The organism is Calothrix sp. NIES-3974, from assembly GCF_002368395.1.
In the GTDB taxonomy this organism is placed as follows: Bacteria; Cyanobacteriota; Cyanobacteriia; order Cyanobacteriales; family Nostocaceae; genus NIES-3974.
In genome coordinates, this window is sequence record NZ_AP018254.1 from 981,818 (window position 1) to 1,007,636 (window position 25,819).

Sequence of the window (25,819 nt, forward strand, 5' to 3'; positions counted from 1 at the left end):
ACTCACTTTTTTATTTTTATGTTAATATTGAGAATAATTTATACTTCTAAACTATCTTTTCACTAGCATACATATTGTGAATTTTATTCATGAAAAATATTAACTCAACTGAATTAAAAGAGAAAACAAATTATTACCTGAGCCAAGGAATGTATGCGGAAATTATCAAATTATATGAACAGACGATTTCCGAACAACCAGAAGAACCGAGTTACTACTGTTGGTTAGGACTTGCTTTACTTTTAAACGGTCAAGAATCGGAAGCACAGATTACTTGGATGTTACCGATTTCTGAATTGGATGGGGAAGCAGCTAATTCCTATCAACAAGAACTAGTTCATATTCTCGACCAGCAAGCTGAACAATTTAGTCAGCAAGAAAACTCCACCCTGACATGGGTGATGAGACAACATCTACGGGAGATTCAACCAGATCACATTAATAATCTGTTACATCTTTGTTATATTACCGATAAGCTAAATCACAGCATAGGGGATGAGTTAGTCAACCTAGAAGTAATTAATCACCTTCGTAGTGTAGATGGTTCCTCTACAAGTGATATGGAAGAAGATTTATTATTAAAAGTCTTAGATAAACTACTGAAAAATGAACCATTGCATCCCATCACCATCGAGTTTGCAAAAACCTGTTCCCATCTCATCAAAGATGCTGGTAGTTACTTTTGTGTAATCCTTCCCAGGGTAATGGAAATTGCTTACACTTATAAAGACCCAATTACAGCAGCAAAGCTGTTGGAGGTGTATTTACAGCTAGAACCGGAAAATCGGGAAGCTTTAAGACACTTAGCAGCTTTTTATCAAAGTGCGGGTGAGTATCAAAAAGCGATTGAAATTGCCCAAAAATGCTATCTATTATCACCTAATTTGGGAGAACAAATAGCAGCTGCAAATCTGCTTTTAAGTGGATTTCTTAAATCCGGTGGATATCGGGAAGAGGTAGGGATTGCACATGCAGCTTTAGAATCACTACTGAAGCAGTTGGTTACAGAACAAGTCTACTTAGATGAAGTGATGACCTTACGTCTGATGACGACAGCTTTTTCAATTCCCCATATAGAAGATAAACCGGAAAAATTTCGGGGAATTTATAATTCAGTGGCAGCATTTTTTCAAAAGAATATTCAAGCTGTTTCTCAAACACATGTAGCTAGGTATGCACAACAGCAGTCAATCAGAAAAACCATAATTACTGAAAATAAAAAACTGAAAATAGGCTATTTATCCTACTGTTTTAAACAGCATTCTGTTGGTTGGTTAGCAAGATGGCTATTTCAACATCATGACCGGGAACAATTCGAGATTAATACCTATATTGCTAATTATATGCATGGTCAAGACCCTCTTCAGGAATGGTATGTAGAACATTCAACCAAAGCTGTGAAATTGGGGATGGGTGCGCTAGAAATAGCCGACGCAATCAGTGCAGATGAGGTGGATATATTAGTAGACTTAGATAGTATTACTTTAGATATTACCTGTGCAGTTATGGCGATGAAACCTGCACCGATACAGGTGACGTGGTTGGGTTGGGATGCATCTGGAATTCCTGCAATTGATTATTATATTGCTGATAATTACGTGTTACCAGATTCAGCCCAAAATTATTATACAGAGAAAATTTGGCGATTACCTCAAACTTATATTGCAGTGGATGGTTTTGAGGTGGGTGTTCCCACTTTGCGTCGGGAGGATTTAGATATTCCCAGGGATGCAGTGATTTATTTGAGTGCGCAACGGGGATATAAGCGTCATCCAGAGACAACTAAATTACAAATGCAAATCCTCAAGGAAGTTCCTAATAGTTATTTTTTAATTAAAGGTGCTGCTGATGAGGAAGTCATTAAACAGTTTTTTTATCGAATTGCAGAAGCTGAAGGAGTTAGCATTGATCGACTCCGATTTTTACCAAATGTTGCAGCTGAATCAGTTCATCGTGCTAATTTAGGTATTGCTGATATTGTGTTAGATACCTATCCCTATAACGGTGCAACAACGACATTAGAAACCCTGTGGATGGGTATTCCCCTTGTCACCAGAGTGGGAGAGCAATTTGTAGCGAGAAACAGTTACACAATGATGATGAATGCGGGTATTAGTGAGGGAATCGCTTGGACGGATGAGGACTATGTAGAGTGGGGTATTCATTTGGGTAAGGATGAAAATTTAAGGAAAGAAGTTGCTTGGAAATTGCAAAGATCGAAGCAAACTGCACCGCTTTGGAATGGGAAGTTGTTTACTAGGGAAATGGAAAATGCTTACAGACAAATGTGGGATATTTATCGACAGTCTTAGAGCTTGTTTGAAAAGTTGATTTTAATACTTAATCAGCCCGTTTTTTAGGAGTACAGACAACCGTCGAGTTGTCTGTAAAGGATGATAAAAACCCGACTTATCTCCAAATTAAAAATCAAGTGGCGAGTAAAAAAAATGAAGTTATCTTGATGGGGAAATAGAGAAATTATCAGATGATAAGCTAAAATTTATCGGAGGAATTTATGGAATCAATTAAATTACATATTGGTGGACGGGAACCCCATTTAGAATGGAAGATTTTTGATATTGAAGCTCGTCCAGAGGTTGATTTTGTTGGGAATGCGAATGATTTAAGTCAGTTTGCAGATAATTCGATTGAGGCGATTTATGCAAGCCATGTTTTAGAGCATTTTTATTATGGTTTGAATAATGAGTTAGTTGCAACTTTAACGGAATGGCATCGGGTACTGAAACCAGGTGGGAAGTTATATATTAGTGTGCCGAATTTACAGGTTTTATGTTGGTTGTTTATTCATCCTCATTTAATGCCTTTGGAACGTCATCATATTATGAGAATGATGTTTGGTGGACAAACCAACGAGTATGATGTGCATAAGGTTGGTTTTGATCCGGAAATATTGGCTTTATATTTGGAGGAAGTTGGTTTTTGTGAGTATACTCAGGTACAGGAATTTGGCTTGTTTAATGATTGTAGCTCGATGCGGGTTTTGGATACTTTGATTAGTTTGAATATGATTGCAACGAAAGAGTGAAGGAATTTTGGATTTTAGATTTTGGATTTGCTTCTTGGGGTGAGAAATTAGATTTTTAGAAGAGGTTATCGTTACCTGCATTTCTCACAAGGGAGTGATAAGCCTTGAGTAGTGGGTTGATTCTCCTGCTACTCCCCGCTCCCTATTCACTGAAAGTTTGAGGAGTTTGTGAGAAATCCGGGGTTATCTCTGATGATTGTCTAATTGTCATAAAAACCCAAGTTTTTTATTCTTGATTCATCTTCTCCAAATGTTAAAACCACCACTTTCTGCTCGTTGAGTAACGGTTCGTATCCACCAATTTTGGGTGAATTCTCTACCTTTACTCAAGCCTTGAATAGTTTGAATTACAGCTTGGATATAGTAATACAATAAAACAAAGAATATATAGAATATAGTGATATTTCCACAGCCACTCATAAATGAGCCACAAATGATTCTTAATCCTAGCCAGGCACTGAGTTGGTTGCTGTGGATAAAGTATGATACACAAGCAAATATACCCGTATTAACAGCAACGAGAAGATAGCGCAGGAGAAGATGATCATGTAAAAATAAAAAGGGATAGAACAGCAAAAGATAAATAAATAAAGTTGCGTACATCCAGGGGAAAATCATTTTTTATATCCTTTTGATTTATTTTATTTCTAGACTTTGGGGATAGTTACTTTTACCTAAGCTCTCATTTTAATCTGGTTGCCAAAAAAACGCCAATATGCTGTTTTTATACTGGATTTTGCGAGATATATTTTGGGGCGATCGCAAATTTACCTAAATCGCGCTAGCTTAAATATAAGCTGGAATATATCTCTGGGTATATAAATTAAATTTATGAATAAAGTTGATTATCTGCGGGTGAGTTTAATCGACCGTTGTAATTTCCGTTGTGTATACTGTATGCCGGAGGGTGCGGATTTAGAATATCTACTGCAACAGGAACTGCTGACGGATGCGGAATTATTAAAATTGATTCGAGAGGTGTTTATTCCTGTTGGTTTTACTCGATTTCGCTTAACGGGGGGAGAACCGCTTTTACGTCCGGGGGTGGTGGATTTAATTCGGGAAATTGTGAGTTATCCCCAAACTGAAGATATATCCATGACTACGAATGGGTTTTTGTTAGCACCCTTAGCTCAGGATTTATATCATGCTGGTTTAAAGCGGATTAATATTAGTTTAGATTCCTTAGATGGGGACACCTTTAATGCGATCGCAGGTTTTACAGGACAAACGAAGAAATCCCGGTGGGGTGAAGTTTGGTCGGGGATTCTAGCTGCTTACCATGTGGGTTTTGATCCCCTGAAGTTAAATGTGGTGGTAATTCCGGGGGTAAATGACCACGAGGTATTGGATTTAGCTGCATTGACGATTGATAAAAATTGGCATGTGCGGTTTATTGAATTTATGCCAATTGGGAATGGGGAATTGTTTCATGGTAAGGGTTGGATTGATTCGGAATTCATCCGTCAACAAATCCGCGATCGCTGGGGTTTAATTTCCGCAGAAGTACGGGGTAACGGTCCTGCGGATGTATTTAAAATACCTGGAGCCAAGGGAACTTTAGGATTTATTAGTCAAATGTCGGAATGTTTTTGCGATCGCTGTAATCGGATGCGTTTATCTGCGGATGGTTGGTTGCGTCCTTGTTTATTAAATGAATCCGGACAAATTGATTTAAAAACTGCTCTCAGAAGCGGGGTAAAGTCGGAGGAATTACAATTACAAGTTCAAGAGTTATTAACTATAAAACCAGAGATAAATTATAAGCAACGGGAATCGGGTACAAATCACGGTATCTATCACCGTACTATGTCTCAAATTGGTGGTTAGAAGGGAATTAATCTGATTTGAATAGGGTTTGTAGAGACGTAGTGATGCTACGTCTCTACAAAACGTAAAATTTATCAAATTAAAGTACCCCCACAACTAGAACCACATCCAGCTGTACAACCATAACAATAATTGGCGGTTCTAACTTCCTCAATTAAATCCAGTGTCCCAGCAGCTAATAACTTAGCAACAGTTAAAGTTTCCCCCTCATGGGTTTGAGATGGGAGGTTTTCCATCTGGTTAAAGTCACAATCATAAACATTACCAAGATAATCAATCGAAAGTTCGTCTCTACACATTAAATGTTCAACGGTACTAGGGTTAAAATGGGATTCTAAAAAGTGTAAATAGGGTTTATGTAGTTGCTGATATTCTAAATATAATTTAGTCCGTCCAATGGGTAGGTTAGTAATGGTAAGTAGGTTATTAAAAGTAATATCAAAATGTTCTTGCAAGAACTTTTGATAATCCTGTTGCAGATTAGTCTGATTCGGGGTAAGGGTAAATTTTTCTGTAATTGGTAATTGGGGATTATATACTAAATCCAGGATTAAATTGGGGTCTTGACCATAGCCTAGATGATTCAGCCATTGTAGAGCGCGAATCGAAGCATCATAGACCCCATGTCCCCGCATTTTATCCACATTATCAGATAAATAACAGGGTAAAGAAGCCACAATTCTCACCTGATTTTGAGCGCAATAGGTGGGAATATGGGTAAAACCATCGACAAAATAAATTGTCAAGTTAGAGCGGACAATTACTTGTTTCCCGTAATTTCGTGCTGCTTCAACAATTGGTTGAAAACCGTAGAGCATTTCTGGCGCACCACCAGTCAAATCCACCACCTGAATTTGGGGAAATTTACTGATTAATTCAATAATTTGTTGGCAAATTTCTGGAGTCATTTCTTCGGTCCGTTTTGGACTAGCTTCCACATGACAGTGGCGACAAGCAAGATTACAAATTTTACCTAAATTTATTTGTAAAACCGTAATTTGTTTTTTCGTCAGGGGTTTATTTAACTTCTTTGCAAACGGTGTAATCACTGAATCCAATGGTGAAGCAATATCTGTGTGTCGTAGCATTTTTATCCTTCAATATTTATGACCGAACCTAACAGCAACCACCACCGTTGTAATGCCAAGTTGAATCTGTAATTAGTATCTCTTCTGAATTTAGCGCAGCTAATTTAGCTGCCGTTTTATCACATACCGCCATTGGTACACCTGGTTGAAGAATATGGCCAGCTTGGTCATCAAAAAATGCTCCGACCCCGGTATAAATAGCTGTTTTACCAGTAAAAACACAAGCACCATCCTCTGGAATTGGCACTTTAAAAGCTACAGAATCAAGACTTTCTAATAATAAATGGTCTGCTAAATTATAATTCTGGCGATTGAGAATGCGGTAAGGACGACGCGCTCTAATTTCCACCTGACCAAAACCAGCCTGAACCAGATGGGCGATATAATCATCATAGGTCATTGCTCCTGACAAACACATAGCCCGTAATCGCTCATCGTCTTGTAGATGTACAGGAATCGGACGGGTGGCAATGGGATCACTCATGAGTAAACGTCCGTTTGGCTTTAAAACTCGAAAAGCTTCCTGTAACGCTCGTTGCAAATCTGCTGGTTTAAAAATATTAAACAGACAATTTTGAGCTACCACATCCACAGAAGCATCGGCAACAGGTAAATTAAAAGCATCCCCAGGGCGAATTTCCACAAAATTCGGCTCAAACCAGGGATTTTCCGCAGCCGCAAGTTGTAAATTACGCATTGCTGCTGACCGCATCGCCGCAACCGGTTCAATGGCAATCACTGACCCCGGACGACGGGAAAAGTAAGCAAATTGCAGTGCTTCTAAACCACCACCAACGCCAACATACAGTATCGTTGGGTCATTTGCTAGTTCCGTGGGATGAACCGTTGTACCGCAACCGTAGTTCATTTCCTGCATTGGGGTGGGTATTTTCAGTCCAGGTAATTGCAGGGGACTACTTTGGACGCAACATAAACCAACCTGTGGTGTTTCGGCAACTTCGGTATAAAATTGGGCAGTTGTTTCTAGGTAAGCCATTGGATTTTGGAGAATATTTGAAAAGTTGATTTTAATACTTAATCAGCTCGTTTTTTGGGAGTAGGGAATCGGGAGTAGTTTATTCTATAACGAAAATAATACTGTTTGAGCCTATTGACCGTCTTGGAAAAGTGGTTGATAAAGTATTTATTGATACTTGACCAACATCCTCTTAGATTTTGGATTTTAGACAGGAATTACACAAACGAGAATATGTCATTGCAAGCGAAACGCTGTTTAGGGAAGCAATCGCAGGATTTGTGTGTAGACGCGCATAGTGCGGCGTTTTCTATGACAACACCTACAGCATTACTTTTGCGTAAGTCCTATTAGATTTTGGATTTAGGGTTTGAATTTTCCCCTATTTCCTATTACCTACTCCCTGGATTTCCCAAAAGCTAACAGTCAACGGTTAACCGTCAACTGTCAACTTCACAAAATTATAAACGACTAGCTGCTTTTAAAACACCAGGTTCCGATTGGATGGGTAATACATCGAGAATATCGGTTTGGGAGCAGTATTTGAGGTCTTCGTAACCATCGAGTCGCAGTAGTCGCTGTCCATGACTAGCATGGTGTAATAATCCCAAGAGATTATCTTGCCATTGCAGATATAGCGCGATCGCACTAATCACTTCATCATTTCCAGCGATTTTTTCGATTGGTGTTTGCATTTGTTGGCTGACTGCATGGGCGATCGCACCCGCACAAACCGTATCTTCAAGGGAAAAATTACCTTCCCAACCGGAACCAACTATCCAGACCGTATCTGGTTGATGGTTGATTAAGTAACGAACAACGGCAGCTCGATTAATCAATGCTGCCGTTAAAACTACTTGGGCGTTTTCAATTCGCTGTAATGTCCTAGTGCCATTGGTTGTACTAATAAATAAACGTTTGCCACTGACTAGTTCTGGAGTACAATCAAGAGGGGAATTCCCTAAATCAAATCCGGGGACCTTCGCTCCACCGCGTTCTCCAGCCCGAAGTCGATGTTCTGTTGACCAAGCTTCGCTAACTTGAATCAGTTTTTCTAAATCGCTAAATACCTGTACTGCTTCTCCACCAGCTGCTAACACTGTTGCCATTGTGCTGGTTGCACGCAGGACATCCACAGCGATCGCGCAGTTTGGTTCCTGTTCGGAAGGAGTCTGTTCCGGAGTGTGATAAACAAATAGCTTCACGTCCTGGATATACCTGATTTAAATTTATACTATCGAAACTAATTCTAACTATTAGTGGCTATTATCTGTCATCCGAGTTGAGTCAGTTGAAATTTTTGACTGTAACATTTGTGGCAGATATTCATGGTGAAGGGGAAAATGAATGCTACCCTCAAAGCAGAACTTGTATCGCTCAAATCCTATCCTGAAGCCAAAATGTCCCCAATTAGTAATTACCATTACCTCGATTTGTTAGACATGATGCCCAAATTCCATTAATCCTCACTATCATAAATTCCAATTGTTAAGCTAAAACTCACATAAATCATATAACTAGTTGATCTGCTGTTGACGGCTAACATTCATCCATCAAAAGTAGTGAGTACGCAACTTCAATACCCAACAACTTATCACTATAATTTTAATTACCCGCGCGCTGAAATTATATGGCTCCCTTACCTGATTATCGCCCGAAACAAATGTCCCTTGGTCCTTTGGAAGCAGAAATTTTGGAAATTGTTTGGCAACTAGGTTCTGTCACCGTCAAAGATGTCCATGACCGGATTTTGTCTGACCCTAACCGGGAATTAGCCTATACTTCTGTCACAACAGTATTACGAAGGCTCACGGAAAAAGGTTGGCTCAGTTGTGATAAAAAAGGACGGGCTTTTTATTGGCAAGCCAAACTTTCTAAAGCTCAAACCGAGATGATTCGCGCTCATGAGCATTTACAACAGTTTTTAGCCGTTGGTAATCCGGATGTAGTGGCCGCATTTGCTGATAGTCTAGATGAAGCTAGTAGCGAAAAAATTCAAGCGATCGCGCAACGGATTCAAGCTGCTCGTCAAGCCCGGGAGGAGAAATAACCATGCATATGCTAATGATTGTTGGCACTGTTGTGATTGCTTGGTGTTTGCGTCTGGGTTGGCAACCCAGTCGAGGTAATTGGCAGCAAAGGTATTGCTCAAGTTTATTTTACCTCCTGTTTCCTGCCCTACTCATTTTTGCCACAGCGATCGCTCTGGTTTGTATGGGTTGGCAAGGACGGATGGGTAATTGGCAAACGGGTTATTTCAGTTATTTGATTGCTGTATTTACCTTGGGTGTTTTTACGGCCATACTTGGTAAGTTAGCTTATCAAGGTTTACAAATGAGTCGCTGGGCTAATAGCTGCCCAACCAGTCAAATCGACGGCTATCGCCTCGGTATTCTTGATAGTCAAGCCCTGTTCGCTGGACAAGTTGGTTTTTGGCAACCGAGATTAATCCTCAGCAAAGGTATCATTCAAACCTTGAGTTCAGACCAATTAGAGACCGTCATCGCCCACGAACAAGGTCATCTTTATTACCGTGATACCTTTTGGTTTTTCTGGCTAGGATGGATACGTACCTGTACCGCTTGGCTACCGCACACTGAAGCATTATGGGAAGAGTTATTGATTTTACGGGAACTACGCGCCGATGCCTTTGCCGCCACACGGGTAGACCCTTTATTATTAGCCGAATCCCTGTTAATGGTTGTCAGTGGTTCCACCATCAGTAATGATGTATTTTGTGCCGCCCTCGATTCCTCCCACCAAAGCGATCGCCTAGAACAAAGAATCGATGCCCTGCTCACTTCTGGTGTAAAATTAGAATACTTACCAAGACTAAACTGGCACTTTTTCGTGCTAATTTTACTATCCTTTTTCCCCCTAGTCACAATTTTGTTCCACCAATAAATTTGGACAATTGAGTGTTGAGCGATCGCAGCATATACCTAGAGGTGCAACATATAAGCTAAAGTAATAATCCAAAATCCAAAATCCAAAATCCTATGGCTCTCACCGTTTACAATACGTTAACTCGCCGACAAGAACCCCTTGTCACCATCGAACCTAAACAAGTAAAAATGTATTGCTGCGGTGTGACAGTGTATGATTATTGTCATTTGGGTCATGCTCGCTCCTACATTGTTTGGGATACGATTCGTCGTTATTTACAATGGCGAGGATATCGGGTTAATTATTTGCAAAATTTTACCGATATTGATGATAAAATCCTCAACCGAGCGCGGGAGCAGGGGATGACGATGGAAGAGGTGTCAAATCGCTTCATTGATGCCTATTTTGAGGATATTCGCCGTTTAAACGTCAAAGATGCAGATGAATATCCCCGTGTTACCGACCATATCCCAGCAATTCACCAACTAATTCAAAATCTGATTGACCAAGATTTAGCCTATGCAGCCGAGGGTGATGTATACTATCGTGTACAGAAATTTCCCAGCTATGGCAAGCTATCAGGACGCAATTTAGAACAAATGCAAGCGGGAGCAAGCGGACGGGATTTAGAAGACCCAGAAGGACGCAAAAAGGAGTATCCCCTTGATTTCGCTCTGTGGAAGGGAGCAAAACCCGGAGAACCAGCTTGGGATTCCCCTTGGGGTTCGGGTCGTCCAGGATGGCATATTGAATGTTCAGCCATGATTCGTTCCCGCTTAGGTGAGACAATTGATATTCACGGGGGGGGAGGTGATTTAATATTTCCCCACCATGAAAACGAAATTGCCCAATCGGAAGGTGCTTTTAACAAACCCCTAGCACGATACTGGATGCACAACGGGATGGTCATGGTGGATGGTCAGAAAATGTCCAAATCCCTAGGCAATTTTATTACAATTCGGGATTTATTAGACGGCAAATGGTCTCAGTATCCCCACCAAGTTGATCCAATGGCAGTGAGATTATTTGTCCTCCAAGCTCACTACCGTAAACCCCTTGATTTTACCGAAGATGCGATCGCGGGAGCAGTTAACAGTTGGAAAACCCTCAAGGAAGGTTTAAGTTTTGCACAGTTATACGGGGAAAAACTCGGTTTTTCCGTTGCTGGTAATCAACTGGATCAGGAATTAATTCTGAAGTTCAATGAGTCGGGGGATGATGATTTTAACTTCTCCACCGGTCTAGCTATCCTGTTTAAACTCGCAAAGGATTTACAACGGGAAGCCAATATCCTCGTCCATGAGGGTAAAACTAAAGTCGATACAGCCGAATTACAACAGCAGTGGTTTACTTTAGTTACGTTGTCCCAAGTCCTCGGTTTAGAAGTTTTAACAGACAAAGACAACGGCGATAATAGCAGCGATAATAATGGCTTGAGTGATGCGGAAATTGAAGCATTGATCGAACTGCGTCAAAAAGCCCGTACAGCCAAGAATTTCGCCGAATCTGACCGCATTCGCAACGAACTACAAGCCGTTGGTATCACCCTGATTGATTCTAAAGAAGGAACACGTTGGCATCGAAATTGAAAATATATTACGTGTTGTGTGTGTAGAGACGTAGCAGTGCTACGTCTCTAATGCAAAATTAGGGTTTAATCTCTTGTTCCCCAGTTAAACCTTCCTGAATATCCCCATCTTCCTGGATTTCTTCAAAAGAAGATTTTGGTGTAGATGATTTGAATCGATCCAAATATTTACGGTAATCAGGTTTATTCGGTTTTGCTGTCTCCGTCGGTAAAGGTATAGGTGTACTGGTAATATCTGGAGTCGGTTGTGGTTTTACTTCCAATTTGACATCTGTATCCGTTTGTTCCTGGGTTGGTTTAGTTACTTCCTCCTCTGATTTTGGTTCAGAACTGGGAGACTTGGGTTTGAAATAATCTAAAAAGGGTTTTTTATCTGGTTTAGGTGTCTCCGTCGGTAAAGGTGTAGGTGTACTGGTAATATCTGGAGTCGGTTGTGGTTTTACTTCCAATTTGACATCTGTATCCGTTTGTTCCTGGGTTGGTTTAGTTACTTCCTCCTCTGATTTTGGTTCAGAACTGGGAGACTTGGGTTTGAAATAATCTAAAAAGGGTTTTTTATCTGGTTTAGGTGTCTCCGTCGGTAAAGGTGTAGGTGTACTGGTAATCTCTGGAGTCGGTTGTGGTTTTACTTCCAAGTTGACATCTGTATCTGTTTGTTCCTGGGTTGGTTTAGTTATTTCCTCCTCTGACTTTGGTTCAGAACTGGGAGACTTGGGTTTGAAACGGTTTAAAAAGTTGCCTACTTTTGATTCTGGTGCTGTTGTCGGTGTCACAACAGGTGTGGGAGTTACAACAGGTTCCGGTGTCGATTCCACTTTTGGTGTCACAACAGGTGTGGGAGTTACGACGGGTTCCGGTGTCGATTCCGCTTTGGGTGTGACAACCGGTGTGGGAGTTACGACGGGTTCCGGTGTCGATTCCGCTTTGGGTGTCACAACAAGTGTGGGAGTAACCACAGGTTCCGGTGTCGATTCCGCTTTGGGTGTCACAACAGGTGTGGGAGTAACCACAGGTTCCGGTGTCGATTCCACTTTTGGTGTCACAACAGGTTCCGGTGGGTTATAACTAGGATCGACAATTCCCCTAACTTGCTCAACCGTTAATTCCCCGCGAATAATTTTAGACAGAACATCCTGTCCCTGGGGTTGATAGTTAATCGTTCTAGTCGTTGTATTAAAAACGTTTTTAATCGGTTCTCCCTGGTCATCCAAAAATTCTAGTTGTACCCAATTTTTCCCTTTCTGAAAACCTTTGAGATAAACTGATTGCCAACGGTCGAGAACGAATTTATCCCCATTGATTGTACAGCGAATTCGCCAGTCGTTAATACTTCCCTTTTGGTTGCTATTTGTACCTACTTGTAGGGGAGCATTGGTTAAGTAAAAATCCAATAGAATTGGTTCTGCACCATAATCTCCATCCGGTAGATTATAGGTTAACAATGGTAAATTAGATACTGGATTATTTTCATCCGTCTGTGTAAAAATATGGAAACTAACCTGAGCGTAGGCTCCATCATTTTTAAAGGTTTCATACCAGGGTTTTTCCGCAATCACACGTAATGTGTGAGTTCCTGGTGTCAGATTCGATATTGTTAATGGCTGCTGCAAATCGTATACTTTGGCATAGGATTCTTGGTCGAGAATTACATGTAAATGGGGTCCTAAACCATATTTTCGGTCTTGAAAAATCGGTAAATCCTGAACCTGTAATCCCACAGTTAAACTGTCCGTCTGCAACACCTCATCATTCATTGGACTGACAATTTTTACCTGGGGACGGTATTTATCTAAACTACGGTTTAATTCCTGAATCACCTCCGGTGGAGCTACCTCCGCTAATTTCCCTGACAGCTTTGCAGGTAACTGGGTCTGCTTCGGTACTCCTAAAGATGGTGGTTGACTGACCGCTTTCTCCCCACCACAACTAGTTAAACCAATAATTAAAACTAATACTAAAAATAAACGCAGAATATAATTTAACGAACCTGATGAAAATGGTAACGCCATACCTATAGGGTCAGGTCTACGACTGATCTTGCTATGGCTACTCCTTTCCCATCTCGCTGTCCAGGTCTTCATGGCTCATAACCCCCACAACAACTCAAAAATCGGAACGGGTTTATACAACCCTGAATTATTGTGACGCAAACTCCCCTAAACAGCATACTAATTCAGTCTGAATATCCCATGTGCTGATTTAAGATTATTACCTCAGATTGCGATCGCCATCTTTTCCACTTTTACGGGTACAAATATCCTATCGTTCCCCTAGAGATAACTCCATCGCCATACAGCAAATAAACTATTAATAAATGTAACTAAGCGAATAGAATTAATTTATGTTTATAATTTTGGGCAAGTGGTTTTTAAATTACTTAACATAATAGATTTAAATCCTAAATATTACGTTTATACACAAAAATTTACTTAATTTAGACATACAGAACTTAGTAAAAGTGCGGATTTTCACCTTTGTCAATGGGAAATCAGAAAAGAAAATCCAAGCTGAAACGCTTACACAGCAAGACATTAGCCGTTTTTCTTGAGAATAAAATTTCCTAATTGTTTACCTTTGTAAAATAAATCAAAAAAGTATTGACAATTAGCCGGATACATAGGATTGGAACCTAGATTTAGCAAATATTTTGGCGAATTTAAATTATTGTTAAAATGTCTCCAACTATGTAGGAGAGAAGACTTTATAATTCAACAGAAACCACTCTCCACATGAAAGTCAAAAATTCACTTGCCAGTGCAAACAAGATTGGCAAAGCGAGTTAAAGTGGATCATAACCACGAAGACCAAGTGTGGTAATTATTAATCCTCAATCCCTTTTAAGAGAGGAGGTCGAATGACGATTAGTCCTCCGGAGCGAGAGGAAAAGAAGGCAAGAGTGATAGTCGATAATGACCCAGTGCCAACTTCCTTTGAGAAGTGGGGACAGCCAGGTCATTTCGATCGCACCCTTGCTAGAGGTCCAAAAACCACAACCTGGATTTGGAACCTTCACGCACTCGCCCACGATTTTGATACACATACAAGCGATTTAGAAGACATTTCCCGCAAAATCTTTGCAGCACACTTCGGACACCTGTCGGTTGTGTTTCTGTGGTTGAGTGGGATGATATTCCACGGCGCGAAGTTCTCGAACTACGAAGCCTGGTTAAGTGACCCCCTAAATATCAAACCCAGCGCTCAGGTCGTTTGGCCGATTGTTGGGCAAGATATTCTCAATGGTGATGTTGGTGGTGGCTTCCACGGTATCCAAATCACCTCTGGCCTATTCCAAATTTGGCGTGGTTGGGGTATTACTAGCTCCTTCCAGCTATACGTCACAGCCATTGGCGGTTTAGTCATGGCAGCTTTGATGTTGTTTGCTGGTTGGTTCCACTACCACAAACGGGCACCCAAGTTGGAATGGTTCCAAAACGTTGAATCGATGCTCAATCACCACTTAGCAGTATTGCTAGGTTGCGGTTCCTTGGGTTGGGCAGGACACTTGATTCACGTTTCTGCACCCATTAACAAAATGATGGATGCAGGCGTAGCGGTGAAGGATATTCCCCTACCCCACGAATTCATCCTCAACAAGAGCGTATTAATTGATTTATTCCCTGGCTTTGCCAGTGGTTTAACACCATTCTTTACCTTGAATTGGGGTCAATACGCGGACTTTTTGACCTTTAAAGGCGGACTCAACCCTGTTACCGGTGGTCTATGGATGACCGACATTGCGCATCACCACCTAGCGATCGCAGTTGTCTTCATCGTAGCTGGTCACATGTACCGCACCAACTGGGGTATTGGTCACAGCATTAAAGAAATCCTCGAAAACCACAAAGGACCCTTTACCGGCGAAGGTCACAAAGGTCTGTACGAAAACTTGACCACCTCGTGGCACGCCCAATTGGCAACTAACTTAGCATTCCTAGGTTCGTTGACCATCATCGTGGCTCACCACATGTACGCGATGCCTCCCTATCCGTACTTAGCAACAGACTACGCAACCCAACTGTGTATCTTCACCCATCACATGTGGATTGGCGGATTCTGTATCGTTGGTGGTGCAGCACACGCAGCAATCTTTATGGTGCGCGATTATGACCCAGTAGTGAACCAAAACAACGTTTTGGATCGCGTAATCCGCCACCGTGATGCCATCATTTCCCACCTCAACTGGGTATGTATTTTCCTCGGCTTCCACAGCTTCGGACTATACATTCATAACGACACAATGCGGGCATTGGGTCGTCCTCAAGATATGTTCTCCGACACTGCAATTCAATTGCAGCCAGTCTTTGCTCAGTGGGTACAAAGCCTACACACCCTCGCCCCTGGTGGTACTGCACCGAACGCAGCCCAAGTTGTCAGCCATGCATTTGGTGGTGGTGTAGTTGCCGTTGGTGGTAAGGTAGCGATGATGCCGATTGCCTTGGGAACTGCTGATTTCCTAGTTCACCATATTCACGCATTCACCATTCACGTTACCGTTTTAATTCTGCTCAAAGGCATGTTATTTGCCCGTAGCTCGCGTCTGATTCCAGACAAAGCGAACCTCGGTTTCCGCTTCCCTTGCGACGGTCCAGGTCGTGGCGGTACATGTCAAGTATCCGGTTGGGATCACGTGTTCCTCGGATTATTCTGGATGTATAACTCCCTCTCAATTGTAATTTTCCACTTTAGCTGGAAGATGCAATCAGATGTGTGGGGTACAGTCGATGCGGCGGGTAACGTTTCCCACATTACTGGTGGTAACTTTGCCCAAAGTGCGATTACCATCAATGGTTGGTTGCGTGACTTTTTATGGGCGCAAGCCTCACAAGTCATCAATTCCTACGGTAGTGCCCTCTCCGCCTACGGTATCATGTTCCTAGGTGCGCACTTCATCTGGGCATTCAGCTTAATGTTCCTGTTCAGTGGTCGTGGCTACTGGCAAGAATTGATTGAGTCGATTGTCTGGGCACACAACAAGCTGAAGGTTGCTCCTGCGATCCAACCACGTGCATTGAGTATTGTTCAAGGTCGTGCAGTTGGTGTTGCCCACTATCTCCTCGGAGGTATTGCGACAACCTGGGCATTCTTCCACGCCCACATACTCTCGGTCGGCTAATTCGCCATCAATTAAAGATTTAATTAATTGATGTTAAGGGTTAGGAGTTGCAGGTATGGGTAAGTGAGTTAATTGAATAGTTGGCTTATCGATCCAAAGCTTGTAACTCTTAACTCCCACCTTCACTTTCATCAAAAGCTGAAAACAAAGGCTCAAGGTCAGAGGATTTATCAAACCTATGGCAACAAAATTTCCAAAATTTAGCCAAGACCTCGCACAGGACCCGACGACGCGTCGGATCTGGTACGCGATGGCTATGGGAAATGACTTTGAAAGCCATGATGGGATGACCGAAGAAAATCTTTACCAAAAGATTTTTGCAACCCATTTCGGACACCTGGCAATCATTTTCCTATGGGCATCCAGCCTCCTGTTCCACGTCGCTTGGCAAGGCAACTTTGAACAGTGGATTAAAGATCCTCTTCACATCCGTCCCATTGCCCATGCAATTTGGGACCCCCACTTTGGTAAACCAGCGATTGAAGCATTTACCCAAGCTGGTGCTAGCAATCCTGTAAATATTGCCTACTCTGGTGTCTACCACTGGTGGTACACCATTGGGATGCGTACCAACAACGACCTGTATACAGGTTCAGTATTCCTCCTGCTGTTATCCGCAGTCTTACTATTCGCAGGTTGGTTACATTTACAACCCAAGTTCCGTCCCAGCCTCTCTTGGTTTAAGAGTGCCGAGCCTCGCCTCAACCACCACCTAGCTGGTTTGTTTGGTGTTAGCTCCTTAGCATGGACTGGTCACTTAGTACACGTAGCCATCCCTGAATCTCGCGGTGTTCACGTAGGTTGGGATAACTTCCTGTCGGTTGCACCCCACCCGGCTGGATTGACCCCTTTCTTTACAGGTAACTGGGGTGTTTACGCCCAAGATCCCGATACTGCCGGTCACATCTTTGGTACATCCCAAGGTGCTGGTAGTGCAATTTTGACCTTCCTAGGTGGATTCCACCCCCAAACTGAATCGCTGTGGTTAACCGACATGGCTCACCACCACCTAGCGATCGCAGTTTTATTCATTGTTGCTGGTCACATGTACCGTACCAACTTTGGTATTGGTCACAGCATCAAAGAAATGATGAATGCGAAAACATTCTTTGGTAGCAAAGTAGAAGGACCTTTCAACCTACCCCACCAAGGTTTGTACGATACCATCAACAATTCCTTACACTTCCAACTTTCCTTAGCACTAGCTGCTTTAGGAACCATCTGCTCATTAGTAGCTCAACACATGTACTCTCTGCCTCCCTACGCATTTATCGCGAGGGATTACACAACCCAGGCAGCATTGTACACCCACCACCAGTACATCGCTGGTTTCTTGATGGTTGGAGCCTTTGCCCACGCAGCCATCTTCTGGGTACGTGACTACGACCCCGAACAAAACAAAGGCAACGTACTTGACCGTGTGCTGAAGCACAAAGAAGCGATTATTTCCCACCTGAGCTGGGTATCCCTTTTCTTAGGCTTCCACACCCTCAGCTTGTACGTTCACAACGACGTAGTTGTTGCCTTCGGTACACCCGAAAAACAAATCCTGATTGAGCCAGTATTTGCTCAATTCATCCAAGCATCCCACGGTAAAGTACTCTACGGGTTGAACACTCTCCTTTCCAACCCCGAAAGTGTTGCCTACACCGCCTTCCCTAACTACGGTAACGTTTGGTTACAAGGTTGGTTGGATGCCATCAACAGTGGTACTAACTCCCTGTTCCTAACCATTGGACCTGGCGACTTCTTGGTACACCACGCCTTTGCTTTAGCAATCCACACCACCACCCTTGTATTAGTCAAAGGTGCGTTGGATGCTCGTGGTTCCAAATTAATGCCAGACAAAAAAGACTTTGGTTATGCTTTCCCTTGCGACGGTCCTGGTCGTGGCGGTACTTGCGATATCTCCGCTTGGGACGCGTTCTACCTAGCTATGTTCTGGATGTTGAACACCATTGGTTGGGTAACCTTCTACTGGCACTGGAAACATCTGGCAATTTGGCAAGGAAACGTTGCTCAATTTAACGAAAATTCCACCTACTTAATGGGTTGGTTCCGTGATTACCTCTGGGCAAACTCTGCACAGTTAATTAACGGTTATAACCCCTATGGCATGAATAACCTGTCAGTTTGGGCTTGGATGTTCCTCTTCGGACACCTAGTTTGGGCAACTGGTTTCATGTTCTTGATTTCGTGGCGTGGTTACTGGCAAGAGTTGATTGAAACCTTGGTTTGGGCACATGAACGGACTCCATTGGCGAACCTAGTTCGTTGGAAAGATAAACCCGTTGCTCTGTCCATTGTTCAAGCTCGTTTAGTCGGTTTAGCACACTTTACGGTTGGTTACGTGCTGACGTATGCAGCCTTCCTGATTGCCTCTACTGCTGGTAAGTTTGGTTGATAGATGATTAAGCTAATAGTTGTTAGGTAATCAGAAATCCCCTACCCTGTGGTGGGGGATTTTGTTTAATAGCTCGTTTTTGCTAACTTCTGTGGAAGTGGATAAATTTCTTGTGTAGGAGCGTAGTTAGTAATAAATATTTCTCTGCCTTTATAACGAGTTCCTTTACTTGGTTTTTGTTCTTTAATTCCATCCTTCATTGCTTTTGTCAATTTTTGATCATCAGTTCTGTTAATGGTGTAGTTCCATTCTTTCTCATGAATTACGGTAGCCCAAGAATATAAATCTTGTATTTCTGGACTATTGTCATAAGTCAATAAAAATTTGTATTTATTTTGAGAACGCTTTAGTAAATTACAAAGTCTATAATGGCATTCTCTTGAAAAAGGGTAGCTATAAAATTTATCTTGATCGGCGTTAAAGTATGGAGGGTCTATAAATAAAAAGCTATCATCTTCCACTTGATGTATTACTTCTTCAAAGTCTAGCTGAGTTAATCTCACACCTTGCAGCTTCCCAGATGTACGAATAATATTTTTACCCCAGTTTTCTGGTCTCATGCTGTATTTATCGCCATATCCCCAATAACAATTTTTCATATTCATGATACCTGAATACGATGTCCTATTCAGGTAATACCATCTTGTTGCCTTTTCTAAAGAGTTTTGAGGTTGAAAAATATTTTTATAAAAAAAGTGTCTTTCTTTTGTTGCAACTTCATCTTTTAATGCATCAACTAACCGTTCAGGATAGTCACGAATAAATAGATAAACATTGATTAATTCCTCATCAATATCATTTAACCAATTATTTTTAGCTTTATCCTTAGCAAAGAAGATTGAAGCTCCACCTGCAAATGGTTCAACATAATGGGAATGGGGAGGAATATACTCTAAAATTAATTTTCTAGCATAAAATTTGCCACCAGCGTACCTGAAGGGTGAGTTAATAGCTTGGATCATTGACTTATTGACTTAGTGATAGCTATAGCACAGAATAGTATTAAAATACTATTCTATAGACTTTTCCGCACCGGGAGCAGATCAAACCATTCGTTTCCTTAACAGTGGCGATCGCAGTGCGAATATTCAGCTAGTTGAAGTGCAAACAAAAAGTCCCTCCCGTTCCCGTACTGGTTTTGATTTTGTCCCCCTATTGAAGAAATAGAATAGGAATTAGAACCAAAATTACTATTCCGTAGAGACGCGATATATCGCGCCTTTATAAAAATCAACAAAATAAACAATATTATAAAAATATTTCTGTTTGTGTGGGGGAAAAACGTGAATTCGACGGATTATAAACGCTACAATCCCTGTGAATCAATGATTTTGAAAGTTAAGGTTTAAAGTAACCTCATCCATTAGTTGAGAACAAACTCAATAAATGACTGATTACAGGTTTAATGATTTTCAATATTAGGAGGTTTTTAAAAACTTCTATTTCCTACGAATGATACTGGACAAGAGTTTCAGGCTTTATAACTCATCGAACTCACGTTAAAAAAAAAGACGCGTGATACCGCGTCTTCTGAACGATTAACAATTGAATTAAAGATTGATTATTTCAATCGGACTGACACAAATAAGGTAACAGCATCATTACCTAGCTTGCTTTCCCCAGGGTGCGAAGGACGAGGTAATCTCTAGAATCCTGCGATCGCTTCCCAAAACTGCATTTCAGTCGCAATGAACAATCTTATTTGCGTAGTTTCTGTTTCAATAAGAACTACTCAATCCCTTCAATTCGGTCTTCGACTTGTTGATACAATTCTCTCAATCTGTCGAGATTCTCCTCACTGGTTTCCCAATACCCTCTACCATTCGCTTCCAGTAGGGTTGTCACCATTTTTCTAAAGGAATGGGGATTTAAATTCAACAACCGTTCCTGCATTTCCTTATCTGCCATGAAGGTACTATTGGCATCTTCATAAATCCAATTATCGACAGCACCGGATGTTGCACTCCAACCAACAGTATTCACTAATCGTTTGGATAACTCCCTCACCCCTTCATAACCATGACTCAACATCCCTTCATACCATTTGGGGTTTAACAGTTTTGTCCGTGCATCTAAACGCACCGTTTCTGATAAACTGCGCACCTGGGCGTTGGCTGTGGTAGTATCAGCCATGTAGGATGCAGGCATTTTCCCGTCTCCCCGTAAACTGCCAATTAACTTGGTGGGGTCGGAGTCGTAGTAGTGGGATACATCGGTGAGGGAAATTTCCGATGAATCCAGGTTTTGGAAGGTGACTTCGGCGGTTTTCAGGGTTTTCTCAAAGATATCCCGTGTTTGCTCCATCATTCCCGGATTATCGGCACTAAAGGCGAAGGATTTGCGGGTGAGGTACATTTCCTGTAGCTCGGCTTCGCTTTCCCAGGTGCTGTTTTCCACCGCAAGGTTAATGTTGCTGGAGTAGGAACCGGATGCATTCGAGAAAACACGGGTAGCTGCTTGACGCAGGTTTATCCCCATTTCCTCGGCTTGCTGTAATGCGTGTTTGCGAATATAGTTCATTTCCAGTGGTTCGTCTGCTTCTGCGGCCATTTTCACAGCTTGATCTAGCAGGTTCATCTGGTTGATAAACAAATCGCGGAACACCCCAGAACAGTTAATTACCACGTCGATCCGAGGACGACCTAATTCTGACAAGGGTATTAATTCTAACTTATTGACTCGACCCAGGGCATCGGGAACTGGTCGCACACCCACCATCCACATAATCTGTGCCAGTGATTCCCCGTAGGTTTTAATATTATCTGTTCCCCATAGCACACAGGCAATGGTTTCGGGATATCTACCACCATTTTCTGCCATATTCCGGGCTAAAAGTCGATCAACGACGATTTTTGCCGATTGAACTGCGGCTTGGGTGGGAATGGCTTGGGGGTCGAGTGCGTGGATATTTTTCCCTGTGGGTAAGACATCTGGGTTACGGATGGGGTCTCCACCAGGTCCGGGGAGGATGTATTCCCCTTCTAAACCCCGTAGTAGTCCTGCGAGTTCTTTATCTGCACAAACCTGTTCGAGACAGAATTCCAGGTATTCAAATAGTTTCTTCAATGGGTCGGTGTCCACGTTGGTAAAACCTGCTTGGTGGAGTGCTTCCACCCAGGGTTCTTTTTTACCCATGTTGAAGAAGTTCAACTTAGAAATCAGGGAAACGCGACCTTCTGCATCGGTTTGAGCTTTGACGAATGCGGTGACAGCTGCGCGGGTTGCTTGGGTTATTTGTTGCAACAGGTCTACGTCCTGTAAAATCCCCTTATCGCTGTTGCGGTAGATTTCTTCAATATCACGGTAGATACTATTGGCGATGATTCTCGGTAAACCCAATAATTCATCTTCCGTTCTATCTAGGCTCGCAATATTTACTAAAGTTGCGATCGCTTCTTCGGCTGTTGGTGGTTTACCAATGACGTGTAATCCACAAGGGAGTAAGCGGGATTCGATTTCCATTAATTTGCGGTAGACAATACCAACGATATTATCCCGTTCTTCCTGGGTCATGTCCTTCGCATCGGTTTCTGGTAACTCGATGTCTTTATCGAGGTTGACCATCCGTGCTTTATCCATGATGGTGTTGACGATGGGAATTCCCCGACCACCATCTTTTAGGGTTTGGTAGGATGCGATTAATTCGCTCAGTTCCTTTAACCCCTTATACAATCCAGCATTTTCTGCTGGTGGTGTCAGGTAGGAAATGGTCTCTGCATACCCACGACGTTTAGCGATGGTGGCTTCGCTGGGGTTGTTAGCAGCATAGTAGTACAGATTAGGAATACTACCAATTAAATTATCTGGATAACAATCCCCCGACATTCCCATCTGTTTTCCTGGCATAAATTCCAAGGAACCGTGGGTTCCAAAATGTAAAACCGCATCCGCACCCCAAACCTTCTCTAGATAGGTGTAGTAAGCGGCAAAACCGTGGTGGGGACTTGCAGAACGGGAGAACAATAATCGCATCGGGTCCCCTTCGTAACCAAAGGTGGGTTGCACCCCAATAAACACGTTCCCAAAGTGTTTTCCGTAGATGAGTAAATTCTGTCCGTCACTATTGAGGTGTCCGGGGGGTGGTCCCCAATTTTCCTCTAAACGTCGGGAATAGGGTGTTAACTCCTCATACTCTGGAACCGACATCCGATAGGCGATATTTAACTCCGGACTGCTATACTGGGCTTGGGCATCATGAATCACTGCTTCCATTAAGGATTTCGCATCTGCTGGTAAATCCTGGACATCGTACCCATTATCCCGCAGCGCCTTCATCACCTCATAAATCGACCCAAATACATCCAAATAGGCCGCAGTTCCCACATTACCCTTATCTGGGGGGAAACTAAAGACGGTAATCGCCACCTTCTTATCTAACTTAGGTTTGCGGCGCAAATTTGCCCATTTCATCGCCCGTTGCGCGATCGCTTCTACTCGATCCTGTAATGCGATCGCCTTTCCTGTGGCTCCGTCTCTTCCCGACATGATAATCGGTTCGATGGCTCCATCCAACTCGGGGATGGCAATTTGTAAAGCTACCTGAATCGGATGCAAACCCAAATCACTATCTAACCATTCCTCGGTAGTTTGGAATACCAACGGCAACGCCACCATGTAGGGACGATTTAACCGCTTCAAGGAGTCGATTGCCTTCGGGTGGTCTTGACGAGCTGGCCCTCCTACCAAGGCAAACCCTGTTAAAGATACTACCGCATCCACATGGGCTTGTTTGGTTGTCGGTTCATAAAAATAGGCATCCACTGGCTTAGAAAAGTCCAAACCACCGGCAAAAACGGGAATGACCCGCGCTCCCAAAGCTTCCAACTCGGAGACAATCGCTACGTAATGGGCATCATCTCCCGTCACCAAATGGGTTCTTTGTAATACCAACCCCACACAGGGAGCTAATGGATCCTTTAAATCCTGGGAAATATCCTTACGACTGCTATACCAATTGAGATACTCCCGTACATCCTCGTACATGGTTGGTGCTAAAGGATGCCATATACCCATGTCTGGGTAGGTGACAGGTTCCTGGTATTGTAAAGGGGAAGCAAAACTAGGGGTATCTGAATAACTTTTATTATCTTGCTTAAATACATACTTATCCGCCAGCATTAACAGGAAGTTCTGCAAGTTCCCCGGAGAACCACCCAACCAATACTGGAAACTGAGCATGAAATTCCGCGCATCCTGAGCCTTATCCATTGGTAAGTATTTCAGAACACTAGGCAAAGTCCGCAGCAATTTCAACATCCCATCCTGAAAACTCGCACCGGACTTTTCCTTGCGCTTTTTCATAAACTGGGCGATCGCACTCTTGGATTGTCCCAGTTGTGCGAGGGAGAAAGTCCCCATCTTATTTAATCGCATCACCTCGGGCATAGAGGGAAATACCACCGCTACATCCAGGTTATCGCGAATTGGCTGCACCGCCTCTACAACCTTTTGGGCTAAATCTTCAATAAATATTAACGAAGCAATAAAAATATTGGCGGTTTCCAAATCCCGCTTAAATTCTGCGTAATTTTCCCCATCACGCAACTCTTCTATTAAATAGCCGCTAATCTCAATCGCCACATTCGGGTTATTCGCATTAATCTCCCGAACCGCTTGCGATAAAGCACTCTGATACTGCGACTCTAACACGACATAGACCACCTTGAGTAAATGCCGTCCCCGCAGGTCGTCGGGTGCAATATGACGAATGGTGGACTTGACGTGAGTGAACATGCTTTCCTTCGCTCCTTCAAATGCGTGTTCTCTTCTAAAAGGTAATTTTGCATTAATGGCTAGCCTTGGCAAAGCCTATGCATTTATCTATTTGAATTTCGGTCACTATGAAGTTTTTATCAGAAAATCCCCCCATAATGCCCTATTTGTCGTCCGTTTGACACAAAACGATATAAAAACTGAGATTTATCGTTACAAAAATTCACTTTATCAGAAATTATTTACTCACACAAATATTAAATTATCTTTATATTTTATAATCGTTTTATCGTTATTTAGTTTTTAGCCTAAATCTACTGCTTGGGATAGAAGCAATGAAAGTTCCCATCTTGGACAATATAGTAATCCTACGGACTTAATTCATGGTTTCAAAGTATAATTAAATTTAAATTGACTCTAAACAGCCTTGGGAAAAGTAGATGTATTTTTGACTAATATGGGTGTAAGGCTGAGTAATTATAGGTAAAGTGCAATATTTCAGAAAATGGATTTTCACCTGGCTTGAAAGTGTAGACTAACCGCTTGTGTGTCCACAATTTCAAGTCAGATAATTAATAAAATTTAATTAATTTATGGATAAAATTTAAAAAGCAAGGAAATAAACATCACTTAATACCTGTGATTAGTGTCACATTCCTATATTTAAATTATGTATAAAATGAAGTCGATATAATTTTGGTTAATAAACTATATGGCTATAAATTTAGATTTAATTTCGGGTTCTAATTTTGTATCTACAATCAAAAGTTATTGTAATTCCTTGGGATGGTCTATTTATGATATTAATAATAAAAGAGCTATTTTAAATTTTGATGCAGATTCAGGAAATACTCAGACACTTTTCATTATCAAACATGAAAATACATTAGAGTTTTCCGTACCTAGTGGCATAAAGTATGACGAAACCGGAGATATTCCTGGATGGCTTTCGACTGCCCTTTTAACTCAAAATTCTCAGTTTAAAGTAGGATTTTGGTGTATTGAGGAAATCGGAGAAAAACATACTTTTTCAATTATGCATAATGCGGAACTAAGTCTGATCAATGTTAATTATTTTCGGTTAGTTTCTTTAGCTTTGGTTAAAAGATGTGATGAGTTAGAACAGACGGTCGCTAGGGCTTTAGGAGGGTATTAATAACGATACCCATCTCTAGG

17 protein-coding genes are annotated in these 25,819 nt (G+C 42.0%); 10 read left to right on the top strand and 7 right to left on the bottom strand.

Annotated elements, in window-relative coordinates:
• Positions 1-89: 89 nt before the first annotated feature.
• Together CDC37_RS03825 and CDC37_RS03830 are read left to right on the top strand one after the other, a co-directional pair.
• Positions 90-2,312 (top strand): O-linked N-acetylglucosamine transferase, SPINDLY family protein, encoded by a 2,223-nt coding sequence (locus CDC37_RS03825; protein WP_096620563.1) that lies wholly within the window; start codon positions 90-92, stop codon positions 2,310-2,312.
• 203 nt (positions 2,313-2,515) lie between these two features.
• A complete protein-coding gene (locus CDC37_RS03830; RefSeq protein WP_096620564.1) occupies positions 2,516-3,046 on the top strand; it encodes a class I SAM-dependent methyltransferase in 531 nt (176 codons plus the stop codon).
• A 237-nt stretch (positions 3,047-3,283) separates the two neighbouring features.
• Here the strand turns inward: CDC37_RS03830 and CDC37_RS03835 are convergent, their stop codons facing one another.
• Positions 3,284-3,664 (bottom strand): hypothetical protein, encoded by a 381-nt coding sequence (locus CDC37_RS03835; RefSeq protein WP_096620565.1) that lies wholly within the window; start codon positions 3,662-3,664, stop codon positions 3,284-3,286.
• 213 nt (positions 3,665-3,877) lie between these two features.
• Between CDC37_RS03835 and moaA the strand changes: the two genes are divergently transcribed.
• A complete protein-coding gene (moaA, locus tag CDC37_RS03840; protein WP_096620566.1) occupies positions 3,878-4,876 on the top strand; it encodes a GTP 3',8-cyclase MoaA in 999 nt (332 codons plus the stop codon).
• A gap of 74 nt (positions 4,877-4,950) precedes the next feature.
• On the opposite strand, the gene arsS is transcribed toward moaA, so the two are convergent.
• From arsS to CDC37_RS03855, 3 genes are all read right to left on the bottom strand, one after another.
• Positions 4,951-5,964 carry an arsenosugar biosynthesis radical SAM (seleno)protein ArsS gene (arsS, locus tag CDC37_RS03845; RefSeq protein ID WP_096620567.1) on the bottom strand — a complete coding sequence of 338 codons (1,014 nt, stop codon included), beginning with the start codon at positions 5,962-5,964 and terminating at the stop codon, positions 4,951-4,953.
• Positions 5,965-5,992: 28 nt separating this feature from the next.
• The gene (gene arsM / locus CDC37_RS03850) at positions 5,993-6,961 is read right to left on the bottom strand and encodes an arsenosugar biosynthesis arsenite methyltransferase ArsM (RefSeq protein ID WP_096620568.1); all 969 of its coding nucleotides are present in this window, start codon (positions 6,959-6,961) and stop codon (positions 5,993-5,995) included.
• 440 nt (positions 6,962-7,401) lie between these two features.
• Positions 7,402-8,145: a 2-phosphosulfolactate phosphatase family protein gene (locus CDC37_RS03855; RefSeq protein WP_096620569.1), complete on the bottom strand. Its 744-nt coding sequence runs from the start codon at positions 8,143-8,145 to the stop codon at positions 7,402-7,404.
• 123 nt (positions 8,146-8,268) lie between these two features.
• On the opposite strand from CDC37_RS03855, the gene CDC37_RS25420 reads away from it, so the two are divergent.
• The 4 genes from CDC37_RS25420 to cysS all read left to right on the top strand — a co-directional run bounded on the left by CDC37_RS25420 (position 8,269) and on the right by cysS (position 11,415).
• Complete coding sequence (locus CDC37_RS25420) at positions 8,269-8,403, top strand: hypothetical protein (protein WP_255408895.1); 135 nt, start codon at positions 8,269-8,271, stop codon at positions 8,401-8,403.
• Between the two features lie 167 nt (positions 8,404-8,570).
• Complete coding sequence (locus tag CDC37_RS03860) at positions 8,571-8,990, top strand: BlaI/MecI/CopY family transcriptional regulator (protein ID WP_096620570.1); 420 nt, start codon at positions 8,571-8,573, stop codon at positions 8,988-8,990.
• Positions 8,991-8,992: 2 nt separating this feature from the next.
• Positions 8,993-9,844 (top strand): M56 family metallopeptidase, encoded by an 852-nt coding sequence (locus CDC37_RS03865; protein WP_096620571.1) that lies wholly within the window; start codon positions 8,993-8,995, stop codon positions 9,842-9,844.
• A gap of 95 nt (positions 9,845-9,939) precedes the next feature.
• The gene (gene cysS, locus CDC37_RS03870; RefSeq protein ID WP_096620572.1) at positions 9,940-11,415 is read left to right on the top strand and encodes a cysteine--tRNA ligase; all 1,476 of its coding nucleotides are present in this window, start codon (positions 9,940-9,942) and stop codon (positions 11,413-11,415) included.
• A 58-nt stretch (positions 11,416-11,473) separates the two neighbouring features.
• On the opposite strand, the gene CDC37_RS23920 is transcribed toward cysS, so the two are convergent.
• Positions 11,474-13,495, bottom strand: coding sequence for a hypothetical protein (locus CDC37_RS23920; protein WP_157780636.1), 2,022 nt, complete (start codon positions 13,493-13,495; stop codon positions 11,474-11,476).
• Positions 13,496-14,268: 773 nt separating this feature from the next.
• On the opposite strand from CDC37_RS23920, the gene psaA reads away from it, so the two are divergent.
• Both psaA and psaB read left to right on the top strand, forming a co-directional pair.
• Entirely contained in the window at positions 14,269-16,527 is a 2,259-nt protein-coding gene (gene psaA, locus CDC37_RS03885) for a photosystem I core protein PsaA (RefSeq protein ID WP_096620574.1), read from the top strand.
• Positions 16,528-16,705: 178 nt separating this feature from the next.
• Positions 16,706-18,931: a photosystem I core protein PsaB gene (psaB, locus tag CDC37_RS03890; protein ID WP_096620575.1), complete on the top strand. Its 2,226-nt coding sequence runs from the start codon at positions 16,706-16,708 to the stop codon at positions 18,929-18,931.
• A gap of 65 nt (positions 18,932-18,996) precedes the next feature.
• On the opposite strand, the gene CDC37_RS03895 is transcribed toward psaB, so the two are convergent.
• Positions 18,997-19,893: a DNA adenine methylase gene (locus tag CDC37_RS03895; protein WP_096620576.1), complete on the bottom strand. Its 897-nt coding sequence runs from the start codon at positions 19,891-19,893 to the stop codon at positions 18,997-18,999.
• Positions 19,894-20,659: 766 nt separating this feature from the next.
• Positions 20,660-24,664, bottom strand: a complete 4,005-nt coding sequence (locus CDC37_RS03900; RefSeq protein WP_096620577.1) for a magnesium chelatase subunit H — start codon at positions 24,662-24,664, stop codon at positions 20,660-20,662.
• A 691-nt stretch (positions 24,665-25,355) separates the two neighbouring features.
• Between CDC37_RS03900 and CDC37_RS03910 the strand changes: the two genes are divergently transcribed.
• A complete protein-coding gene (locus CDC37_RS03910) occupies positions 25,356-25,799 on the top strand; it encodes a hypothetical protein (protein WP_096620579.1) in 444 nt (147 codons plus the stop codon).
• Positions 25,800-25,819 lie beyond the last annotated feature (20 nt).